The 17,532-nt window shown below is 63.8% G+C and carries 15 protein-coding genes; 4 read left to right on the top strand and 11 right to left on the bottom strand.

What is annotated here, in order from left to right:
• Window positions 1-13: 13 nt before the first annotated feature.
• From ACQS5P_RS10125 to rpoN, 4 genes are all read right to left on the bottom strand, one after another.
• Window positions 14-838 (bottom strand): metallophosphoesterase family protein, encoded by an 825-nt coding sequence (locus tag ACQS5P_RS10125; RefSeq protein ID WP_428940771.1) that lies wholly within the window; start codon window positions 836-838, stop codon window positions 14-16.
• Between the two features lie 108 nt (window positions 839-946).
• Window positions 947-2,329, bottom strand: coding sequence for a methyltransferase MtaB domain-containing protein (locus tag ACQS5P_RS10120; protein ID WP_428940770.1), 1,383 nt, complete (start codon window positions 2,327-2,329; stop codon window positions 947-949).
• Window positions 2,330-2,474: 145 nt separating this feature from the next.
• Window positions 2,475-3,107, bottom strand: a complete 633-nt coding sequence (locus ACQS5P_RS10115) for a corrinoid protein (RefSeq protein ID WP_428940769.1) — start codon at window positions 3,105-3,107, stop codon at window positions 2,475-2,477.
• Between the two features lie 136 nt (window positions 3,108-3,243).
• A complete protein-coding gene (gene rpoN, locus ACQS5P_RS10110; RefSeq protein WP_428940768.1) occupies window positions 3,244-4,764 on the bottom strand; it encodes an RNA polymerase factor sigma-54 in 1,521 nt (506 codons plus the stop codon).
• Window positions 4,765-4,889: 125 nt separating this feature from the next.
• Here rpoN and ACQS5P_RS10105 point away from each other — a divergent pair, with 125 nt between their 5' ends.
• The gene (locus ACQS5P_RS10105) at window positions 4,890-5,822 is read left to right on the top strand and encodes a metal ABC transporter substrate-binding protein (RefSeq protein ID WP_428940767.1); all 933 of its coding nucleotides are present in this window, start codon (window positions 4,890-4,892) and stop codon (window positions 5,820-5,822) included.
• Here ACQS5P_RS10105 and ACQS5P_RS10100 read toward each other — a convergent pair.
• From ACQS5P_RS10100 to ACQS5P_RS10080, 5 genes are all read right to left on the bottom strand, one after another.
• Entirely contained in the window at window positions 5,816-6,181 is a 366-nt protein-coding gene (locus tag ACQS5P_RS10100; RefSeq protein WP_428940766.1) for a hypothetical protein, read from the bottom strand. The two genes, ACQS5P_RS10105 and ACQS5P_RS10100, sit on opposite strands and share 7 nt — an antisense overlap.
• Before the next feature lie 111 nt (window positions 6,182-6,292).
• Entirely contained in the window at window positions 6,293-7,417 is a 1,125-nt protein-coding gene (locus tag ACQS5P_RS10095) for a hypothetical protein (protein ID WP_428940765.1), read from the bottom strand.
• Between the two features lie 9 nt (window positions 7,418-7,426).
• Window positions 7,427-8,272: a hypothetical protein gene (locus ACQS5P_RS10090; RefSeq protein ID WP_428940764.1), complete on the bottom strand. Its 846-nt coding sequence runs from the start codon at window positions 8,270-8,272 to the stop codon at window positions 7,427-7,429.
• Window positions 8,273-8,498: 226 nt separating this feature from the next.
• The gene (locus tag ACQS5P_RS10085) at window positions 8,499-9,287 is read right to left on the bottom strand and encodes a type II secretion system protein (protein ID WP_428940763.1); all 789 of its coding nucleotides are present in this window, start codon (window positions 9,285-9,287) and stop codon (window positions 8,499-8,501) included.
• 334 nt (window positions 9,288-9,621) lie between these two features.
• Complete coding sequence (locus ACQS5P_RS10080) at window positions 9,622-10,371, bottom strand: type II secretion system protein (protein WP_428940762.1); 750 nt, start codon at window positions 10,369-10,371, stop codon at window positions 9,622-9,624.
• Between the two features lie 611 nt (window positions 10,372-10,982).
• Here ACQS5P_RS10080 and ACQS5P_RS10075 point away from each other — a divergent pair.
• Both ACQS5P_RS10075 and ACQS5P_RS10070 read left to right on the top strand, forming a co-directional pair.
• Window positions 10,983-12,869, top strand: coding sequence for an ABC transporter ATP-binding protein (locus ACQS5P_RS10075; protein WP_428940761.1), 1,887 nt, complete (start codon window positions 10,983-10,985; stop codon window positions 12,867-12,869).
• 57 nt (window positions 12,870-12,926) lie between these two features.
• Entirely contained in the window at window positions 12,927-14,789 is a 1,863-nt protein-coding gene (locus ACQS5P_RS10070) for an ABC transporter ATP-binding protein (protein ID WP_428940760.1), read from the top strand.
• A gap of 98 nt (window positions 14,790-14,887) precedes the next feature.
• Here the strand turns inward: ACQS5P_RS10070 and ACQS5P_RS10065 are convergent, their stop codons facing one another.
• Window positions 14,888-15,253: a 2Fe-2S iron-sulfur cluster-binding protein gene (locus ACQS5P_RS10065; RefSeq protein WP_428940759.1), complete on the bottom strand. Its 366-nt coding sequence runs from the start codon at window positions 15,251-15,253 to the stop codon at window positions 14,888-14,890.
• 248 nt (window positions 15,254-15,501) lie between these two features.
• Here ACQS5P_RS10065 and ACQS5P_RS10060 point away from each other — a divergent pair, with 248 nt between their 5' ends.
• Window positions 15,502-16,497 (top strand): hypothetical protein, encoded by a 996-nt coding sequence (locus tag ACQS5P_RS10060; RefSeq protein ID WP_428940758.1) that lies wholly within the window; start codon window positions 15,502-15,504, stop codon window positions 16,495-16,497.
• A gap of 69 nt (window positions 16,498-16,566) precedes the next feature.
• Here ACQS5P_RS10060 and ACQS5P_RS10055 read toward each other — a convergent pair whose 3' ends face one another.
• Window positions 16,567-17,526, bottom strand: coding sequence for a YdjY domain-containing protein (locus ACQS5P_RS10055; RefSeq protein ID WP_428941013.1), 960 nt, complete (start codon window positions 17,524-17,526; stop codon window positions 16,567-16,569).
• Window positions 17,527-17,532 lie beyond the last annotated feature (6 nt).

Below are 17,532 nucleotides of genomic sequence, written 5' to 3'. Positions count from 1 at the left end.
CGGTTCCCCGGCGTCAGGCCTGCTCCTGCCACACCCCGTCGCAACGCACAAAACGTCTGATCGTCTCGGTCTGGAATCGCCCGGCCAGAAAGGCTCGCACTTCGATCGTCACCTCTCGAATCGACGCGGTGATCCAGTTGTAGGCGTTAGGCTGGCCGCGGCGGCGGGTGGAGGTGGCGGTGCCGGCCTGAATCGACAGGATCGACCGCTTGACCGCTTCATGATGCGTGCGCACATCGCCGCTGTAGCCGGTGTGCAGATGCCCGGCCAGCAGCAGATCCACACCGCAGCGCTGCATCGTGTCCAGCGCGCGGGCGGCGCCATGAACGATGCCGTGCAGTCTTTCGCCCGGCGGGGGAATGAACGGGTGATGCGTCACCACGATCTTCAACAGATCCTGCGGCAGATCCCTGGCCTGGGTCTGAACGTCCAGCAGTTGCTCTTCGGAAATCCGTCCATCCTTCCAGAAGCCGTCCAGTGAAAAGCTGAAGCTGCGGGCGGTGTTCAGGCCAATGACGATCATTTCCTGGTCGCGATAAACCGGGCGCAGGTCAGCGCAGATGTGCCGGCGGTAGTTCTGAAGCGGAAACATGAACCGCCGGATCAGGTCATACAGCGGGATGTCGTGGTTGCCGGGTACCAGGAGCTGCGGCCCGGGCAGTCGCGCCAGAAACGCCGCCGCCGCCCGGTACTGCCCACGTCGCGCCCGCTGAGTGAAATCACCACTGGCCACGAGCAGATGCGGCCTGCGCTGATTCAGGTCCTCAACCAGCGCCTCGACAACCGGCGGGTCGATCCTGCCGAAATGAAGATCGGAAATGTGAGCAATCGTGCGCACGCAAGCGGCAGATGATGCTGATAACCGACGCCTGCTTCACGGCGTCTCAGCCAACCTTACGCCGCAGAAGCGCATTTGGCGACCGCCGCGCCCGCGGTGCGGCGGCGATCAGCTCAGCTCGTAATCGGCTGCCCGGAACTTGCTGGTGTCCAGCTCGTCCATCATTTGGGCGATGAACGCCTCCTCGCGCTGGGGCAGGGCCTCGACGGATTTCTGAATGCGATCCAGCCAGGGCCGTTCGCGCTCGGGCAGCTTCAGCGACTTGTCGGCGACGGCCTGACGCAGCAGTTGCACGGCCGTCAGGGCGGCGGCCTTTGCGGCGCTGTAGTGATCGGGGGCGGCGACGATGGCGCGGGCGATGGCCAGCGCGCTGTCGGGCGAGAGCACGTAAGCCTGAGGATCCAGCGGCGCGTCGGAGCGAACCAGCCAGCGGCGCAGCGCCAGCGCCGCCTCGGCGCCGTCGGCCAGCGCCTCGTTGAACAGCCGGCAGTCGTAAATGAGCTGTTCGAGATAGACGGTCGGGGCCATGCCCCCCAGAAGCTTGACGTTCTGCACCGACTCGTTGCTCCACGTGTCGCACGCCGCCGCGGCGATGTTGCCCAGCGGCGAGAGGTGGGCACAGGCGGCGGTCTTGCCTTCCATGGCCATCGGATAGCCGGTGATCGCCTTGAGGTACACGTTCTCGTATCCGCAGTCCTTGCCCGGACCGACGGCACCACACTCGTAGGCGACCAGCGAGCGGACCGCCGAAACCGCGCGCACCACCGCCGCGAAGACGCGGCTGATCAGTTTCTGTTCGGCCAGCACCATCGCGGTGTTGGCAAAGCCGCAGGCGGTGTCTCCGGCGCAGGTGGCGCCATGTCGGGCGGCGATCTGCGCAAGCCGCGTCCAGAGGAATCGCATGTCGCGACAACCCAGCACGCACAGCCCGAAGATCACGGCGGGCATGTCGCCGGCCACCAGCGCGTCGTCGCACACTTCCTTGCCGCCGACCGACTCGATGCTCAGCAGTTCCGCCCCCGCCGCGGCGCAGCCCTCGAACGTCTGGAGCATTTTGTCCCACAGCTCGCCGTCGCGCATTCTTGGCGGGCGTTCGAACTCGCGGGTGTCATTGGGAGTGATGCGCAGGACCGACTTCAGGCCGTGTTTGTCGCGCGCCTCCTGCATCGCCTCCAGAAGCACGCGAGTCACGTCGATGCCCCACTGCGGGGTCTGCGTCATCGGCGGCAGGGTCTCAAACTCCACGACCAGCCCGGGAGGCTCCAGCTCCACGGCGCGCGCCAGCGCGCCGCGAATCATCTGACGGTATTGCTCCAGCACCTGGGGCATCGTGTCCGACTGGATGAGCATCGGCGGCAGGGTGAAGTTCAGCTCGGGATACACCACGCCCCCGCCGATGTTCAGCCCGCTTCTGGTGCGCAGCGGTCTGGGCGCCACGCCGAATCGCAGTTCGCTCGGGTCGTTGATCGCAAGCGAGGAGAAACGCTTCATCGATGCCTTTCAGTTGTGTGATTGATGCCAAAAGCCGGAGCACAAACAGCAAAGGGGCCGATGCGGCGCTGCCGCCGCCTCAGGGCGCAGCGCCGCATCGCCCCATTGACCTGACCCTTTCTCCCCTTGCGGGCTTCGCTCCGTGTTACGCCGGAACGAGCTGGCGTACGAGCGTGACGGCGCTGGCGGCGTCCGGGGCGTAGCCGTCGGCGCCGATTTCGTCGGCGAACATCTGCGTCACCGGCGCGCCGCCGACCACCACCTTCACGTCCTTCAGTCCCGCCTCGCGGATCGCCGCCACCGACTGCTTCATCGCCGGCATCGTCGTGGTCAGCAGGGCGCTCATGCCCACGACCTTGGCCTTGTGCTGTTTGGCTGCTTCGACGAATTTTTCCGGCGGGACGTTGGTTCCCAGATCGACCACGGCGAAGTTGGCGCCCTTCCACATCATCGCCACCAGGTTCTTGCCGATGTCATGCAGGTCGCCCTGGACAGTGCCGATGACGATGGTGAACTTCGGCTCGATCCCCGCCGCGACCAACAGCGGCTCCAGCAGCGCCATGGCTTCTTTCATGGCGCGGCTGGCGATGAGCATCTCGGGCACAAACGCCTCACCGCACTGGAATCGACGCCCCACGTCGTCCATTCCGGCCACCAGCGCGTCCAGGATTTTCTCCGCCGGCACGCCCTGGGAGATGGCCTGGCTGGTCAGGCGCTTGGCTTCATTACGGTTTCCGGTTTTGATCGCGTCAGTCAGCGGGGTCAGGTCTTGACTCATGAAGGTGGCTCCTGGGGATTAAAAATCGATCATCAAGTCCAATTATCGACAGAAGTGGGCACGGATGCAAGCGCGCCAGGCTTGGCTCGAGTTGGCTGAGTCGATCCAGCGCTTGGGGAACCTCGCTCAGCCGCTGCTAATACTGGCGTCGCTGGCGAGCCGTGGGAATATTCAACAGCTTGCGGTACTTGGCGACGGTCCGGCGGGCAATGTCGATCCCCTGCGCCTTGAGCCTGGCCACGATCTGGTCGTCGTTGAGGGGGTTGCGCTTGTCTTCCTCGGCGATGATGGCCTTGAGCTTTTCCTTGATCGCGTCCCAGCTCATGTCTTCGCCGTCGGCGCTGGTGGTTCCACCGGAGAAGAAGCGGCGCAGCGGGAACACGCCGCGAGGGGTCTGGATCCACTTTTCCGAGACCGCGCGGGAGACCGTGGCCACGTGAATGCCAAGCTGGTCGGCGACCTGTATCATCGGCAGGGGCTTGAGGTATTCCGGTCCCTTGTCGAAAAAGTCCTTCTGCGCATCGACGACGGCGCGGATGACCCGGTAGATCGTGTTGCGGCGCTGTTCGATGCTTTCGATCAGCCAGCGGGCGTTGCGCACGTTGGCCGAGAGGAACTCGCGGGTCTTTTTGTCCACCGCCTTGTTCCGCAGCATCTTTCGGTACATGCCGTTGATGTACAGGTTGGGCGCCGGATCGTTGGTCATCTCGATTTCGTAGCGCCCGGTGTCCGGGTCGAAGTAGACGATGGCATCGGGCGTGATCGGGGGGGCTTCGTCGCGGCCAATCTGTTTTCCGGGATGCGGATGCAGCCGAGCCAGCCGGCGAACGGCGGCCTTGATCTCCTCGATGCTTCGGCCCAGCTTTTTGCTGATCAGCGGGTAGCGGTTCATCTCCAGGTCCTTAAGATGATCGCTGATCAGCGCGTACTCCAGGTCGAAGTCATGTCCTTCAGCCAGTTCCGGGTCGTCCTCGATCGCGCTGAGCTGAAGCAACAGGCACTCGCGCAGGTCGCGTGCCCCCACGCCCGCCGGTTCCAGGTCCTGCACCAGCGTCAGCGCGCGTTGCAGGTCTTCCAGGGTCAGGGGGGTTTTGGACTCGGCCTGGATCTGCTCCAGCGGCGTGCGGAGGTATCCTTCGGCGTCGATGTAGTTGATGATCGCCTCGCCGGCGCGTTTGATGTTCTCGGGGGCCTCGACGAACGCCCATTGCTGGAGCAGGTGTTCGGTGAGGTTGGCGGCGCGAGCGGCGGTGTTGTTCATCGCGTCGAGCTTCTTGTCGCGCTCGCCGTCGTATGCCGCCGACTGATAACGGAAATTGGCGCTGCCGTTGGTGTTGAACTCTTCGTTCTCCAGGAACTCGCTGATTTTGGCCAGGCGATCGAAGTCCTCGGCGCCGTTGGAGTCTTCGCGGACGACCAGGGCCTGTTCGCCCTCGGCCAGGGGCTGGCGGGCCTCGGCAAGCTCCTGCTGGATCTGCCCGGCGGCCTCAGGCTCCGGCTCGCGCAGCTCCAGCACGGGGTTGCTTTGCAGCTCCTGCTCGATCCGTTCCTCCAGCGCCATCAGCGGAAGCTGGAGGATTTCCATGCTCTGGATCATGCGGGGGGTCAGCAGTTGCCGCTGCTCCATCCGCATCGAGGTTGTCTGCGTTAACTGCATATGACTACCCCATTTAACAGCATTCATCCAAGGGCATGTATTTTGCTTACAAAGACTATATCATTCACTCCCAACAGCGGCAAACGGGAAATCTGACCACATTTTCTCTACTGTTGTGCCCCACGGTGAAACCTGTGCCTACCGCCCAGTTCCTTGCATGCGTGCTGCTTGTGGCGATGGCGCTGACCGCTGGCGGATGTGATCGGCCAGCTTCCCACGCCTGGGCAGAAGAGGAGCCACTGACCGTCGTGGCGACGGTGTTCCCTCTGGCCGACATCGCCCGCCAGATCGGCGGACCCAGCGTCTCGGCCTCCTGGGTCGTCGAGACCGGCCAGTCCATCGCCGGCATGCAGTCCACCCCGCAACTGCGAAACCGCCTGCGAACCTGCAACCTGGTGCTCAGCGGAGGCTCCACCGAACCCTGGGCCGTCGAAGGCTTCGACGATCCGTTTCAGGCGCCACGCGTGCTGCGGCTGGACCTGCTGCAATCGGCGCGCGATGCCCCATCGGGCGCACTGTTGTGGCTGGATCCGCTGGTCATTGAGGATTTTGTCCGGGAACTGAAGGTCAAGCTTGCGGTGGCACGCCCCAGGCTCGAGCCCTACTTCGCCCAGCAGCGCGATCAGTTCATCACCAGCCTGCGCACGCTGATCGAGCCGTACAAAGCGCAACTGGCCGCCGCCCCCGCTCAGGCGAAAAAGATCCTGACCCTCGGCCGCGAGTACGATGCCCTGCTGCGGCGATTCGGGCTGGAGCCGGTGCTGGCCATCGAGGCCATGCCCACGCAACTCAGCGACCGCCAGATCGCCATTGTGCGCATGGAAGCACGCAACAACGCCGTCAGCGTCATGCTGGTCTCGGCCGATCTGCCGACGGCGGTCGTGCGCGACTTGGAGAATCGAACCGGCCTGCGCATCGTCCAGATCGACTCGCTGGGCAGCAGTGCCGCAGGCGGACGAAACACCTACCAGCAGATTCTGCAATACGATCTGGAACAGCTTGTGGCGGCGGTGGGGCAACTGACGCGACAGACCACCCGCCCGGCGGACGGTCAATGATCCGACGAGCACCACTTGCACGTGCAGCTCGGCCCGATCCGCCGTGCCGGACGATTGGCCATATCCACAGGACAATGCTCATTCGGCGCCTGGGCCTTGGCGCGGGTGGGGCAGCCGCAGCCATCGACCGTCGGATCGCGCCGCACCTGTCGCAGCAGCGGATGGCCGCAATACGACTGCCCCCGGTAGATCACGCGCAGGTGGCAGCGTTCGCAGAGCTGAGCCCGGCGGATCCAGTCGGGGTGAATGCGTCTGACGATCCCCATCGTCCGCAGCTTCGCCGCCGCCGCTTTGGCCGCCGCCCGGCTCAGCACCTTCAACGTGTCCGAACAACACGAAAATGCCGTCAGCACGCTCACTCAGGAGATTATCGGACAGCCGGGCCGTTGCACACCAGCGGCTGCGACTGAATTCCGCGGCCTTTGAACGCACCCCGCAGGTCCGGAGCAGTTACCCTGGCTGCTTGGGGCTCAATGCAGCTTGCCCGACTGCACCGCCGACAGAGCGTCGTCGTATTCGCTGCCGAGGTGCTTGCGGTGCAGGTCGATCATTTGCTGCGGGGAGAGCAGGTCGTACTCGTCGGCGAACTTGCCGAACAGATCCTGTGCCGCCGTGGTCAGCACGTCGTCGTCCCCGCCGCCGGCGAACAGCGGCCCGCCCTGGTTGGTGAAGGCATTGTCGATCAGGGCATAGTCGGTGGCGTCGATCGTGCCGGAGTAATCGAAGTCTCCGTTGATCCAGCCGCCGAGTTGGTTGGTGTAGCCGTTGTCGATCAGCGAATAATCGGTCGCATCGACGTTGCCGGAGAGGTCGGCGTCGCCGAAGTAGGTGTACTTCACAAGCACGTCGTCCTGCCCGACGGAGACTCCGGCGAAACTGTTGTAGACCGGCCCACTGCCGCCAACTTGCGCCAGGTCGTTGAGAATCACGCCCAGGGCATAAAGGAAGCTGCCGGCGCTTTGGTTCTGGCTGTATGCCCAAGTGCTGCCGATCCCGTTGCCCAACCAGTCGTAGTTGCCGCCGTTCTCCAGGGCGTGCTTGATGTAGGCGGTGATGTCCGCCAGTGCGTTGCTGGGACTGGGCTGGTTATTGAGAATCAGGTTGTTGTCCATCAGGTCGAGCCTGCCGCTGGGGGTGCTGCCCGATCCCACCAGATCCAGCTCGTCCACGATCAGCACGCGGGCGTCGCTGCTGGTGGGCGCCTGGTTCCGCTGCTGCAACTCGACAACTCCGCCGTCGTCTACTGTCAGCATTTGGATGTGCGTCCTGGTGGTCTTGAACAGCACCTTGGCGCCGGTGCCGACGACGCGGAGTTCGGCCGGAATCAAATCATAGTTGAAGATCTCCGACTGGTTCAGCACGGTCACGTTCGCGCCGGCCAGTACGTTGATCCTTCCGGCAGAATCGGCGAAATGGTCGATCGAGCAATCCGCGGTAAACTCTGCCGTGCCGTCCACGTTCATGATGCCAATGGTGCAGGGCGATTCGATCGACGCCTGACCTTCGCCATCGACCTGGAACGTGGAGATGTTCGCCGATCCGGAGGCGTCGATCGTCGCCGTGCCGTAGACTTGGACCTGCAGGTCGCCGATCACCGCCTGCTGCTAAACGGTCACGCCGCCACGGGTCGTGGTGCCGGACCCGCGGACGTTGACTTGATCGACGTAGCGCGTGCCGCCGCTGGTGCCGGGCGCGTTGGCCAGCGTCGCGCTGCCGGCGCTGTAGACGTTGAGCTCGTTGCCCAGCCCCAACTGGGTTGCGTAGACGAAATCCACCAGCACGTCGGCGCCATCGTCTCCGTTGTTCGGCTCGATGTTGATGATGTCATCTCCCGCGCCGGTCTTCACCGTCACCTGCTCGTGGATCGTGTCGTCGAAGCCGAAGGTCATCGTCACGTCGGTGCCTTGCCCGGTATCCACCTCCAGGAACAGGTTGTCCGCCAGGCTCGTGACTTCCACGCGGGCGAACCCGGCGTCGTTGGTGCGGATGACGATGCGGTTGACGCCTGTGGCAAAGCGGCTGCGCACGCCGTTGACGATGACCGCGCCGCTGGTCGTGGAGCTGTTGGGATCGACCACGATGTCGGTGTCGTCCGCCGCGGCCTCGATGCGGAGGATGTTGTCGCTGCCGCCCTGAACTTGGATGCCGCCGTCCTCGGCAAAGGGATCGCTTTCGCCCGGCTTCAGCGCCGCCGGAACCTGATCGACGAACAGAAAACCGCTCACGCCGGATTGGACTTGAATGATGTCCGTGCCAGTCGTGTTGGTGAATTCATGGTCCGGATTGTTGAGGTTGGTGTTCCCATTGAGGAACGCATTAACCTTACCTGCGTCGGGTCCCTGCTTCAGGGTGACCGACGTTGGTGGCGACCCAGTGTGCGGGTTGGTGCTCGGCACGGTCCAGAGGTAGCTGGCCAAGAGCCGACGCGCCTCCAGCGTCTCACAGAGCACCGATCCCGCTGCCTGTTGGATGACCGCGCGCCTCCGGTCACCACGACAATGTCCATGCAGTTTGCCGCGCAACATAAGCGCTCCTTTCATGAGTGTGGGCGCACCGAGAGCGCTGGGTACCGGACCATCCGCTACCGCATGAGAGGCGCTCCAAGCGCAGCACTCTAATTGCGTTTTGAGGATCAGTTACGCGAAACCCTTGGGGCTTCCGCGCTTGCTTCCATCATCATCGAGCCTGCCACTTCTGCACATTCGGATTCGTCGCGTAATCCTGGTCTATTGCCTCGGCGTGTCCGTCAAGAAAAACAGCGCTCACGTTAGCGCCCATGATGGGGCCGAAAGCCGGGTCTCCAGGCATACTTCCGTGGAACCTCCCCGTGCCGTGGCGGCGCGTCAGTACCGAAGCCCAACCCCAGACGGGGCCCAGAGCGCGCTGCGATGCCTCCGTTAACACGATCTTCTTGGCCGGCGCGCGCCAGCGCTGAAGTCTCCTTCCATCCGTTTGCCAGGCAGGATAGGGCTTCCAGTTTGCCCCCATCCCGCTGTTCATGTTGTAGCTGTACAGGTAAGGGCCTTGTCCCGGGGCGCTTCCGGGGATGGGCTTGCGCCCGTCGAAGCTGTCCGCGGGACAGCGCAGGATGCTCTTGAACGCTTCGGGGCCCTTGCCACCAACGACATATCTGGCAATCGCCGAGTCCATGATGTTCCGATTGGCCTGCCAATGGATCCAATCCTCGGGATACTGCACGTAGGCGCTGCCATCCTCGGGGTATGCGCATGTTGGAAACCACCCGTTGTTGTCGTTGCAGTACATCAAAATCCCGACCCCCAACTGGCGGATGTTGCTGAGACACACGACGCGGTTGGCCTGCGCCTGCGCCCTGCTCAGCGCCGGCAGCAGAACCGCGATCAGCACCGCGACGATGCCGATGACGACCAGAAGCTCGACAAGAGTAAATCCGCGCCACGACTGGCAGCGGGAAATCGCAACCCGGGCTTTGACGTTTGCTCGCATGAGCGGCCTCTACTGTCTGCTCCAAACCGCAACCCTCACCCTCCCGGCCCACCCCACCCTCCAGAAAAGACTCCCGGCCCCTTAGAATTCCCCGATGGCGCTGCCTTGGCAATGGCAGCTCTCGCCCGGCGAGCTCGGTTTGCCAAAGTGCCAGACTTGCAAGAGGCGGCTTCCGGAAACATATAACCTCCTTCTGGAAATAAGTGCACACCAAGACTGGTCCCGCGCCGGAATTCCCCGGCACCGGAGAAGGGTGACTCGCTTACGCGACTTCAGGTACTGTTCTGTCCAAACGACCCGCACGCGGCCGCTCGCGCCCCGTGAAGGCTGCCCCTCAGCGCGTCTTCGCAATCCACCTGGTTTCGTCGAAGGCGAAATTCTGGTCGATACTCTCCGTATGGGCGTCCATGAAGACAGTGCTCACTTTGCTTCCGCACTTCATCCCTTTCGTCATTTCCGGAAAGCCTGGGACATTTCCGCGGAAAACGGAAGTGCCATGCCGTCGGGTCAACGGTGATGCATGTGCCGTCGCCGGCTGCCCCAGGGATTCCCAGCCCTCGGTCAACAAAATCTTCTTCGATGGAACGCGCCACTTGTCAATTCGCGAACTCGACGGGAACAAGCCACGCGGCTGATAGTTTCGCCCAATGTTGTCATTCACGGCATAGCTGTACACGTATGGGCCCTCCGTAGTACTTCCCCGCGCCTTCCGCCCCTCGACGATATCCGCAGGGCACCGCAGCAGGAGCCTAAGTTTCTCGCCACGACCCACGTACTTTGCGACGGCAGAGTCGTCGAGATTCCTATTGGCTTGCCAGTGGATCCAATCTTCCGGGTACGGCATGTACCCGCCTCCCGTTCCGTACGCGCAGGTCGGGAAATACCCCTTGTTGTCGTTGCAGTACATCAAAATCCCGACCCCCAACTGGCGGATGTTGCTGAGACACACGACGCGCTTGGCCTGCGCCTGCGCCCTGCTCAGCGCCGGCAGCAGAACCGCGATCAGCACCGCGATGATGCCGATCACCACCAGCAGCTCCACGAGCGTGTAGCCGTTCAGTCGCAGTTGCGTCGCAGCTTGCACCACGCGGTTCCCTCTCCGCCGCGCTTTGGCGGCGCGACGACACAGGATGCGCCTGTGCGATTGGCGGCGCGAAAACCGCAGTGAATCCACCAGGGCTTCCCATTCGCGCTGGCGGTGCGATCCGAAAGCTGCCGCGTTGCGGCCAGCAGGAGCGGAGGACATGCCCGCGAAAGATTCCATGCACACCTCCGGCAATGGGCAGTCGGTTTTGCGGGGGGGGGGGGGACGCTTCCATGAGCCAGCGGCACACCCCAACGCATGGCTTATGTTGTAGAAATTACACGAACGCCAACGCAGCCGCAACTGGATTTCATCTATTTTTCCCTGCTTGCCCATGTTCGGCGAGGGAGTTCGCGTTCGCGAGGGTTGACGCGGCAGCGGCCGTCGGTAGCGTAGGGCGTACGCACGGATGCGATTCGTCGGATGACACAACAGTGACACGCACGAGTTCGGCTGTATCCCCGCAGGCGAGCCAGTCTGCTGCTGCGCCCCGCAAAGGGGCGGCGGCACCCCAAGCCGCGACGTCGGCCAGTGCCGCTGCGGCCGAGGCAACCGCTGCGCCCCCGGCCGATTCCGCCACAGGACCCTCCAACCGCTTTCTGCTTCGCTGGATGTTCGGCTTCCTGACCCCGGTGAAGGGGCTGGTGATCCTGGCGTGCGTGTATCTGGCGGCCTGGGTGGGCGTGGAGACGCTGGCCAACCGCCAGGCCGGTGAAACCGTCAACTTCATCAGCACGATCACATTCGACCCCGCTGCCCAGAACACCGCGGTGCTGTCGTGGATCAGCAGTTCCCAGCCAGCGGCGGCGCGGCTGCGGTGGCTGGTGCTGGTTCTGCTCGGCTGGGTCGCCTGCTACACCGCGCTGCGATATCTCAAGGAAGTCTCCAACATGAAGATGAGCATGACGCTCGTCTATTACCTGCGGGAGGCGATTTACGACAAGGTCCAGCGCGTCGGCTTCAGTTTTCATGATCGCATGAGCACCGGGCAGCTCATCAACCGCGCCCTGTCGGACCTTCAGAACTGCCGCACCTTCGTCCAGACCGCCGTGCTCACCACGCTGGAGATCGTGCTGGCCGTCGCGTTCAACATCGTGCTGATCCTGACGCGCAACCCGTGGCTGGCGCTGCTGTCACTGGTGCCGCTGCCGCTGTGGACCTGGTACATCCTCAAGTTCAGCAAGACCGTCCAGCCCGCCGCCAGGGCCGTCATGGAGGCCGAAGACAAAAACGTCAGCATCATCACCGAGAACATCGCTGGCGTTCACGTGGTCAAGGCCTTCGCCACCGAGAAGCACGAGATCGACAAATACGCCGCCAACTGCGACGACTACCTGGGGCGCGTGCTGCGGCGAATCCGGCTGTTCGCCAACTTCAACCCCGTGATCCGCTCGATCGCGATGGCGTCCTACCTGTCGCTGTTTCTGCTCGGCGGGTTGTTGATGGTGCAGAGAAAGATCGAGCCGGGGGATCTGATGATCCTGGGCGGGGCGATGGGGGCGATCCTCGGTCGCCTCCAGGCCGTGGCCACCATCAATGAGCAGTACCAGAACGCGATCGTCTCGGCGCGAAGGCTCTACGAGGTTCTGACGGCCAAGCCCTCGGTTCCTGAAAAGCCCGACGCCAGGCCCCTGCCCCCCGGGCCCGGCAGACTGGTCTTCGAGAACGTCACGTTTGGCTACGACCCGCAGAAGCCGGTGATCCACGACATCAGCTTCGAGGTTCCCGGCGGGAGCATCGTGGCGATCGTCGGGCCCACCGGCGCGGGCAAAAGCACGCTGGTCAACCTGATCTCGCGATTCTACGACCCGCAGAAAGGGCGGATTCTGCTCGATGGCGTGGACTTGCGGGATGTATCCCTCTCGAGCCTGCGAACGCAGATCGGCTTTGTCTTCCAGGAAACCTATCTGTTCAGCGACACGGTCGCGGCGAACATAGCGTACGGCCGGCCAGGAATCAGCCGCGGCGATATCGAAGCCGCGGCGCGACTGGCGCAGGCGCACGACTTCATCGAGGCACTGCCCCGGGGATACGACACGATTCTGGCCGAGCGCGGCGCTTCGCTGTCGGGCGGCCAGCGGCAGCGGCTGGCGATCGCGCGGGCGATCCTGACCAACCCGCGGATCCTGGTCCTGGACGACGCCACCGCCGCCGTCGATCCCGAGACCGAAGACCTGATCCGCCGCGCCATGCGCTTCGTCATGTACGGGCGGACGACTTTTGTCATCGCGCATCGGATCAGCACGGTGAAACAGGCGGACCTGGTGCTGGTGATGGAGCGCGGGCGGATCACGCAGATGGGCACGCACGAACAGCTCATGCAGCAGGACGGGCACTACGCCGAAATCGCCGCCGCCCAGTTGTACGGCGACGACGGCACCGCAGACGAAGAAGAGCACCCCTCGCACATGCGCCGGGTGCAGGATCAGAATCGGGTTACAGCGGCCAGCGAAGAGGCCAAGCAGACGGCTGCGCAGCCGACCGAGGAGCCGGTGTAGTTCGAAGCGCAGCCGCAGTGGATGAATCTGACGATGTTGACGGCGCTGAAATCCCGGATGACGTCAAGGCGGAGGCTCGCGACCGCCGGCGCCGGCAGCATCGCCCTTGCCCCGCCGCAGATCGAGATCGACCACGAGCAGCGATACCGCCCCATCACCTGGTCGATGGTTCGCCGCCTGCTCCAGGCGCTGGCGCCTTTCAAGAAGCAATATCTGCTGGGCGTGTGCCTGGGAATGATCCATGTTCTGCTGGAACAGCAGGGTCCGTGGTTCATGAGGCGGATCATCAACGGGGGCGTGGCCGGCAGCGCGGCGCAGATCGTCAGCACCATCGCCCTGTGGGGCGTGGTCTTCGCCGCCTCGGTCATCCTTCAGCGCTGGACGATCCTGATCATGACCCGCGCCGGCGAAAGCGTGCAGTTCAACTTCCGCCGAAAGCTCTTCGAGCATCTTCAGCAGCTCTCGATGAGCTATTACGACAAGACCAAGCTGGGGCGGATCATCAGCCGCATGACCAGCGACATCGGCTCCATGCGCGAGATCAACGTCTGGGGCATCTTCCACGTCGTCGCCTGGAGCGGAATGATGATCTTTTCGGCGATCATGATGAGCATCTACGCCGACTGGCGGCTGCTGGCGTCGGTGGCGTGGCTGGCGCCGATCCTGTTTGTCGCCAACCGGATCTTTCTCAAGACTGTCGGCAAGGCACATCAGGTGGTTCGCGAGGGCTGGACGCGGGTCAGCACGAACCTGGCCGAGAACATCACCGGCATGCGCGTCGTCACCGCGTTCAACCGGCAGGAACCGAACCTGGCGGTCTTCAACCGCCTTCAGGTGGACAACACCGATAACAACGTCGCCGTGGCGCGGATCAACGGCATCTATCAGCCAATCCTCCAGCTCATCGGCTACCTGGGGCGGGCGATCATTCTCCTGTACGGCGGGTATCTGTGCGCCACGGGGCGGATGATGATCCAGACCGCGCCGGGCGTGTGGAAGCCGGACGTCGGCGGCGTGGTGATGGCCTTCATGTACTGGGAATGGTTCATGAACCCGATCCTGGCGTTCGGAAACTTCTACAACCAGCTCATGATGGCGATGGCCGGCGCCGAGCGCATCTTCGACCTGCTGGAGACCAAGCCGGACGTGCACGACCTGCCCGACGCCAGGCCCCTGCCGCGCATCGTGGGACATGTGAAGTTCGAGAACGTGACCTTCGGCTACAACCCCGATCGCCCGGTGCTGCACGACATCAGCTTCGAGGCTCTGCCGGGGCAGATGTTCGCGCTGGTTGGCGCCACCGGCAGCGGCAAGAGCAGCATCATTTCATTGATCGCGCGCTTCTATCAGCCGCAGAAGGGTCGTGTGCTGGTGGATGGATACGATCTGCGTTACGTGACCGGCGAATCGCTGCACAAGCAGATGGGGCTGGTGCTTCAGGTCAATTACCTGTTCACCGGCACGGTGCTGGACAATATCCGCTACGCCCGGCCTCAGGCCACCCGCGAGGACGTGATCGCCGCCGCCAAGGCGATCGGCAGTCACGAGGCGATCATGTCCCTGAAGGATGGCTACGACACGGAGGTTGGCGAGCGCGGCGCCAACATGAGCCTGGGGCAGCGGCAGCTCATCTGCTTCACCCGCGCGTTTCTGGCCGACCCGCGGATCTTCATGCTCGACGAGGCCACCAGCGCGGTGGATACGGCCACTGAGATGCTCGTGCAGCGGTCGCTGGAAAAGCTGCTGGAGGGGCGGACGACGTTCGTGGTGGCGCACCGGCTGAGCACGATCATGCGGGCCGACTGCATCCTGGTGATCGATCAGGGCCGGATCATCGAGCGGGGCACGCACCGCCAGCTTCTGGCCGCCGGCGGCAAGTACGCTCACCTGTACCGCCAGTTCGTGCTGCACAGCGAATAAGGGGTCGCAGCGAATAAGGGGTCGGCGAATAAGGGGTCGGGAGTCTTTTGCGGCAGGCCGGCAGGTGTAGACAAATGTAGGAAAAGACTCCCGACCCCTTATTTTGTGGTCCAGACCGGCGGCGGGGTGATCTGGTCGGCCGGTCGCCTGCCGGGGTCGGCTCGCCCGCTGCCGGCAAGACGCGAGATCGCCCGAACCGTCATGTCGTGATCGCAGAGAATCTGGCAGCTCAGCCGCAGGTGCGGCGTGCCGATCAGCCCGCGCGCTGTCAGCACGGCCTTCTCGGCTTCGGTCATCTTCTCCGGCTCGCCGCTGATGAACTCCACGCGGCAGGTGGTGCAGCGCGCGTTCCCGCCGCAGGCGTGCAGTTGATCGATCTTCGCCTCGTCCACCAGCGCCAGCACCAGACGCTTGCCCTGCGGAACTTCAAACGTGCCGACATTCTCAACCGTTAGCTTGGGCATCGGGTCCAACTCCTTCCTGACAACATTGTACGGCCGAGGCACGCAGGTACGAAGGCACGCCGGGTTGACGCCAAGAGTCCTTGGACCAGCTTCGTGCAGGCCTGGTCGCTTCGTGCCTGCGCGGCTTTGCGAATGCCGTCTGGCAGGAAATTCCATTGTGCGCCGCGGCGTCCGTGATTAGAGTCGGACACGAGACACCCACGCACGCCATGCCTTCCGATGGCCGTCGAGCGGGAGATGCCGTCCGAATGTGTACTCGCCTGATCGTCTTTGCCTGCATGCTGCTGAGTTGCTGCGCCTCGCCGGCGCGGGGAGTCATCCTCTTCGGCCGCGAGCAGCGCAACACCCGTGAGCCGCGCGGGGCGCTGTTGAATTCCGGCTGGCAGTACCAGGGCCGCTGGGGCCGGTTCCTCGGCACCGCGATTTCGCCGGAGTATTTCATCACCGCCGAGCACGTCGGCGGGCGCGTGGGCAATTCGTTTTACTACGGCGGGAGGTGGTATCGCACGATCGCCACCTGGGATGATCCGCTGAGCGACCTTCAGATCTATCGGGTCAAGGGGCGATTCGCCCAGTGGGCGACGCTGTTCAAGGGATCCGACGAAGTCGGTCGGGGGGTTGTCATTTTCGGTCGCGGCACGCAGCGAGGTCCACAGGTGCTTGTCAATGGCGACCTCAAAGGCTGGGTCTGGGGCACCGACGACGCAGTGCAGAGCTGGGGCAAGAACGTCATCTCCGGGATCGCGCCCGCAACGGCGGACCCGGAAGCCGGCGGGCAACGCATCGCCGCGGGGCTTCTGTGGTTCAGCTTCGACCGTCGCGGGGTCGCCTATGAGGCGACGGTTTCGCGCGGTGACAGCGGCGGCGGAGTGTTCACCAAGGTTGGCAAGAGCTGGCGGCTTGTCGGCGTTAACCATTCGACGGAAAGCGAGTTTTCCATACCCGGGATCGATGACGGCACGTTCCACGCGGCGATCTTCGACATGGGCGGGCTCGAGCATGATGGCCGGCTTATCGCCGACACGACCGCCGATATCCCGGCCCGCAGCTACATCACCCGCGTCAGCTCGCGAACCAGTTGGATCATGAACGTAGTGCACGGCGGGATCGCGCCCAGTGCGACGCTGGCTGCGCCAGGCGCCGGCGTGCCGGAACCTGCCGCCGCGGCGCTGATCCTGTCTCTGATTGCGATGATGCGCCGTCGTTGCACCGCCCGCCGAGCGGGTGACAAGGTGACTGCCTGATAAGCTGACCATCCGACAAGGTGATCAGGTGAGAAGTGAACCGCCTGAGCATGCCTGATCGGCATGGGGTCACTGATTCGTGCTTGGCGGCGTGGGCGTGGTCATCTCCTGATATTGGCGCTCCAGCTCGTCGATCAGGCGCTGAATGCGGTCGGCCTCGTCGATGAGGCGTTGCTGTTCGCGTCGCAGAGCGGAAAGGACTTCGTACTGTGCCTGGGCGGCGTGGCGCAGCGCGCCGGCGTGGGGTCTGACCTCTCGATCCCACTTGGCACGGAGCTTGTCGATCTGCTCCTGATCGATCGATACGTCCGAGAGACGAGTTGCGGGAGTGGTCGCTGATCCCAGCTTTGAAGGGCTGGGCGGAAGTTGTGCATCGTCCTGATCGATCGGTTCCAGAATCATGGTGACCGGCGTGCCGCGGGGGGGCAGTGCGTCCAGGTTCGCCTGCCACTCGAGGGTTTCGTTGGCGTTGCTGGCGAGCTGCGGGATGTCGATGGGCGTGAGGTCGAAGTTGACGATGCTGACGACGTAGCCCGTGACATCGGCGGCGTAGACGCCGTCGGGCATGATTCGCGAGCCGGTGAAGACCCAGCTTGTCGAGGGCATGGGCTGGCGAGTGCGGATGTCGCGCATGAGCTTGTTCGCCGGAACCGTAACCACCTTGCCCTGCTCATCCGTATACTCCACGGAAATTCGCAGCGCCGGGCCGTGAGGGGGGAACCAGCGTTTGGCGGCTTCGGAGTATCGCACCGGCTCGCCCGGCTCCAGACCGATCATCAAAAGCGCGGTGTGGATATGCGAGGGCCTGGCGTGGGTGCGGAGGACGGATTCGTGCTCGGGTCCGCCGGCGACGACGCAGAAAAATTCGAGCGGCGCCTCGACGTGAAGCGTTTCGCAGGCCACGCGGACCTGCCGCCGCGGCACATTCACTTCAACATGCGGAAAGCGCCCGATGCCCGGCGCCGTCGCGGGGGCTTGAGCCTGCCCCAGACATGCAGAACCTGGCAGGAGCATCACAAGCAGGCGCATCACAAC

It is taken from the genome of Fontivita pretiosa, assembly GCF_050410795.1.
Lineage (GTDB): Bacteria > Planctomycetota > Phycisphaerae > Tepidisphaerales > Tepidisphaeraceae > Fontivita > Fontivita pretiosa.
Note: the sequence above shows the minus strand (reverse complement) of the source record. Positions and strands in the feature narration are given on the sequence as shown.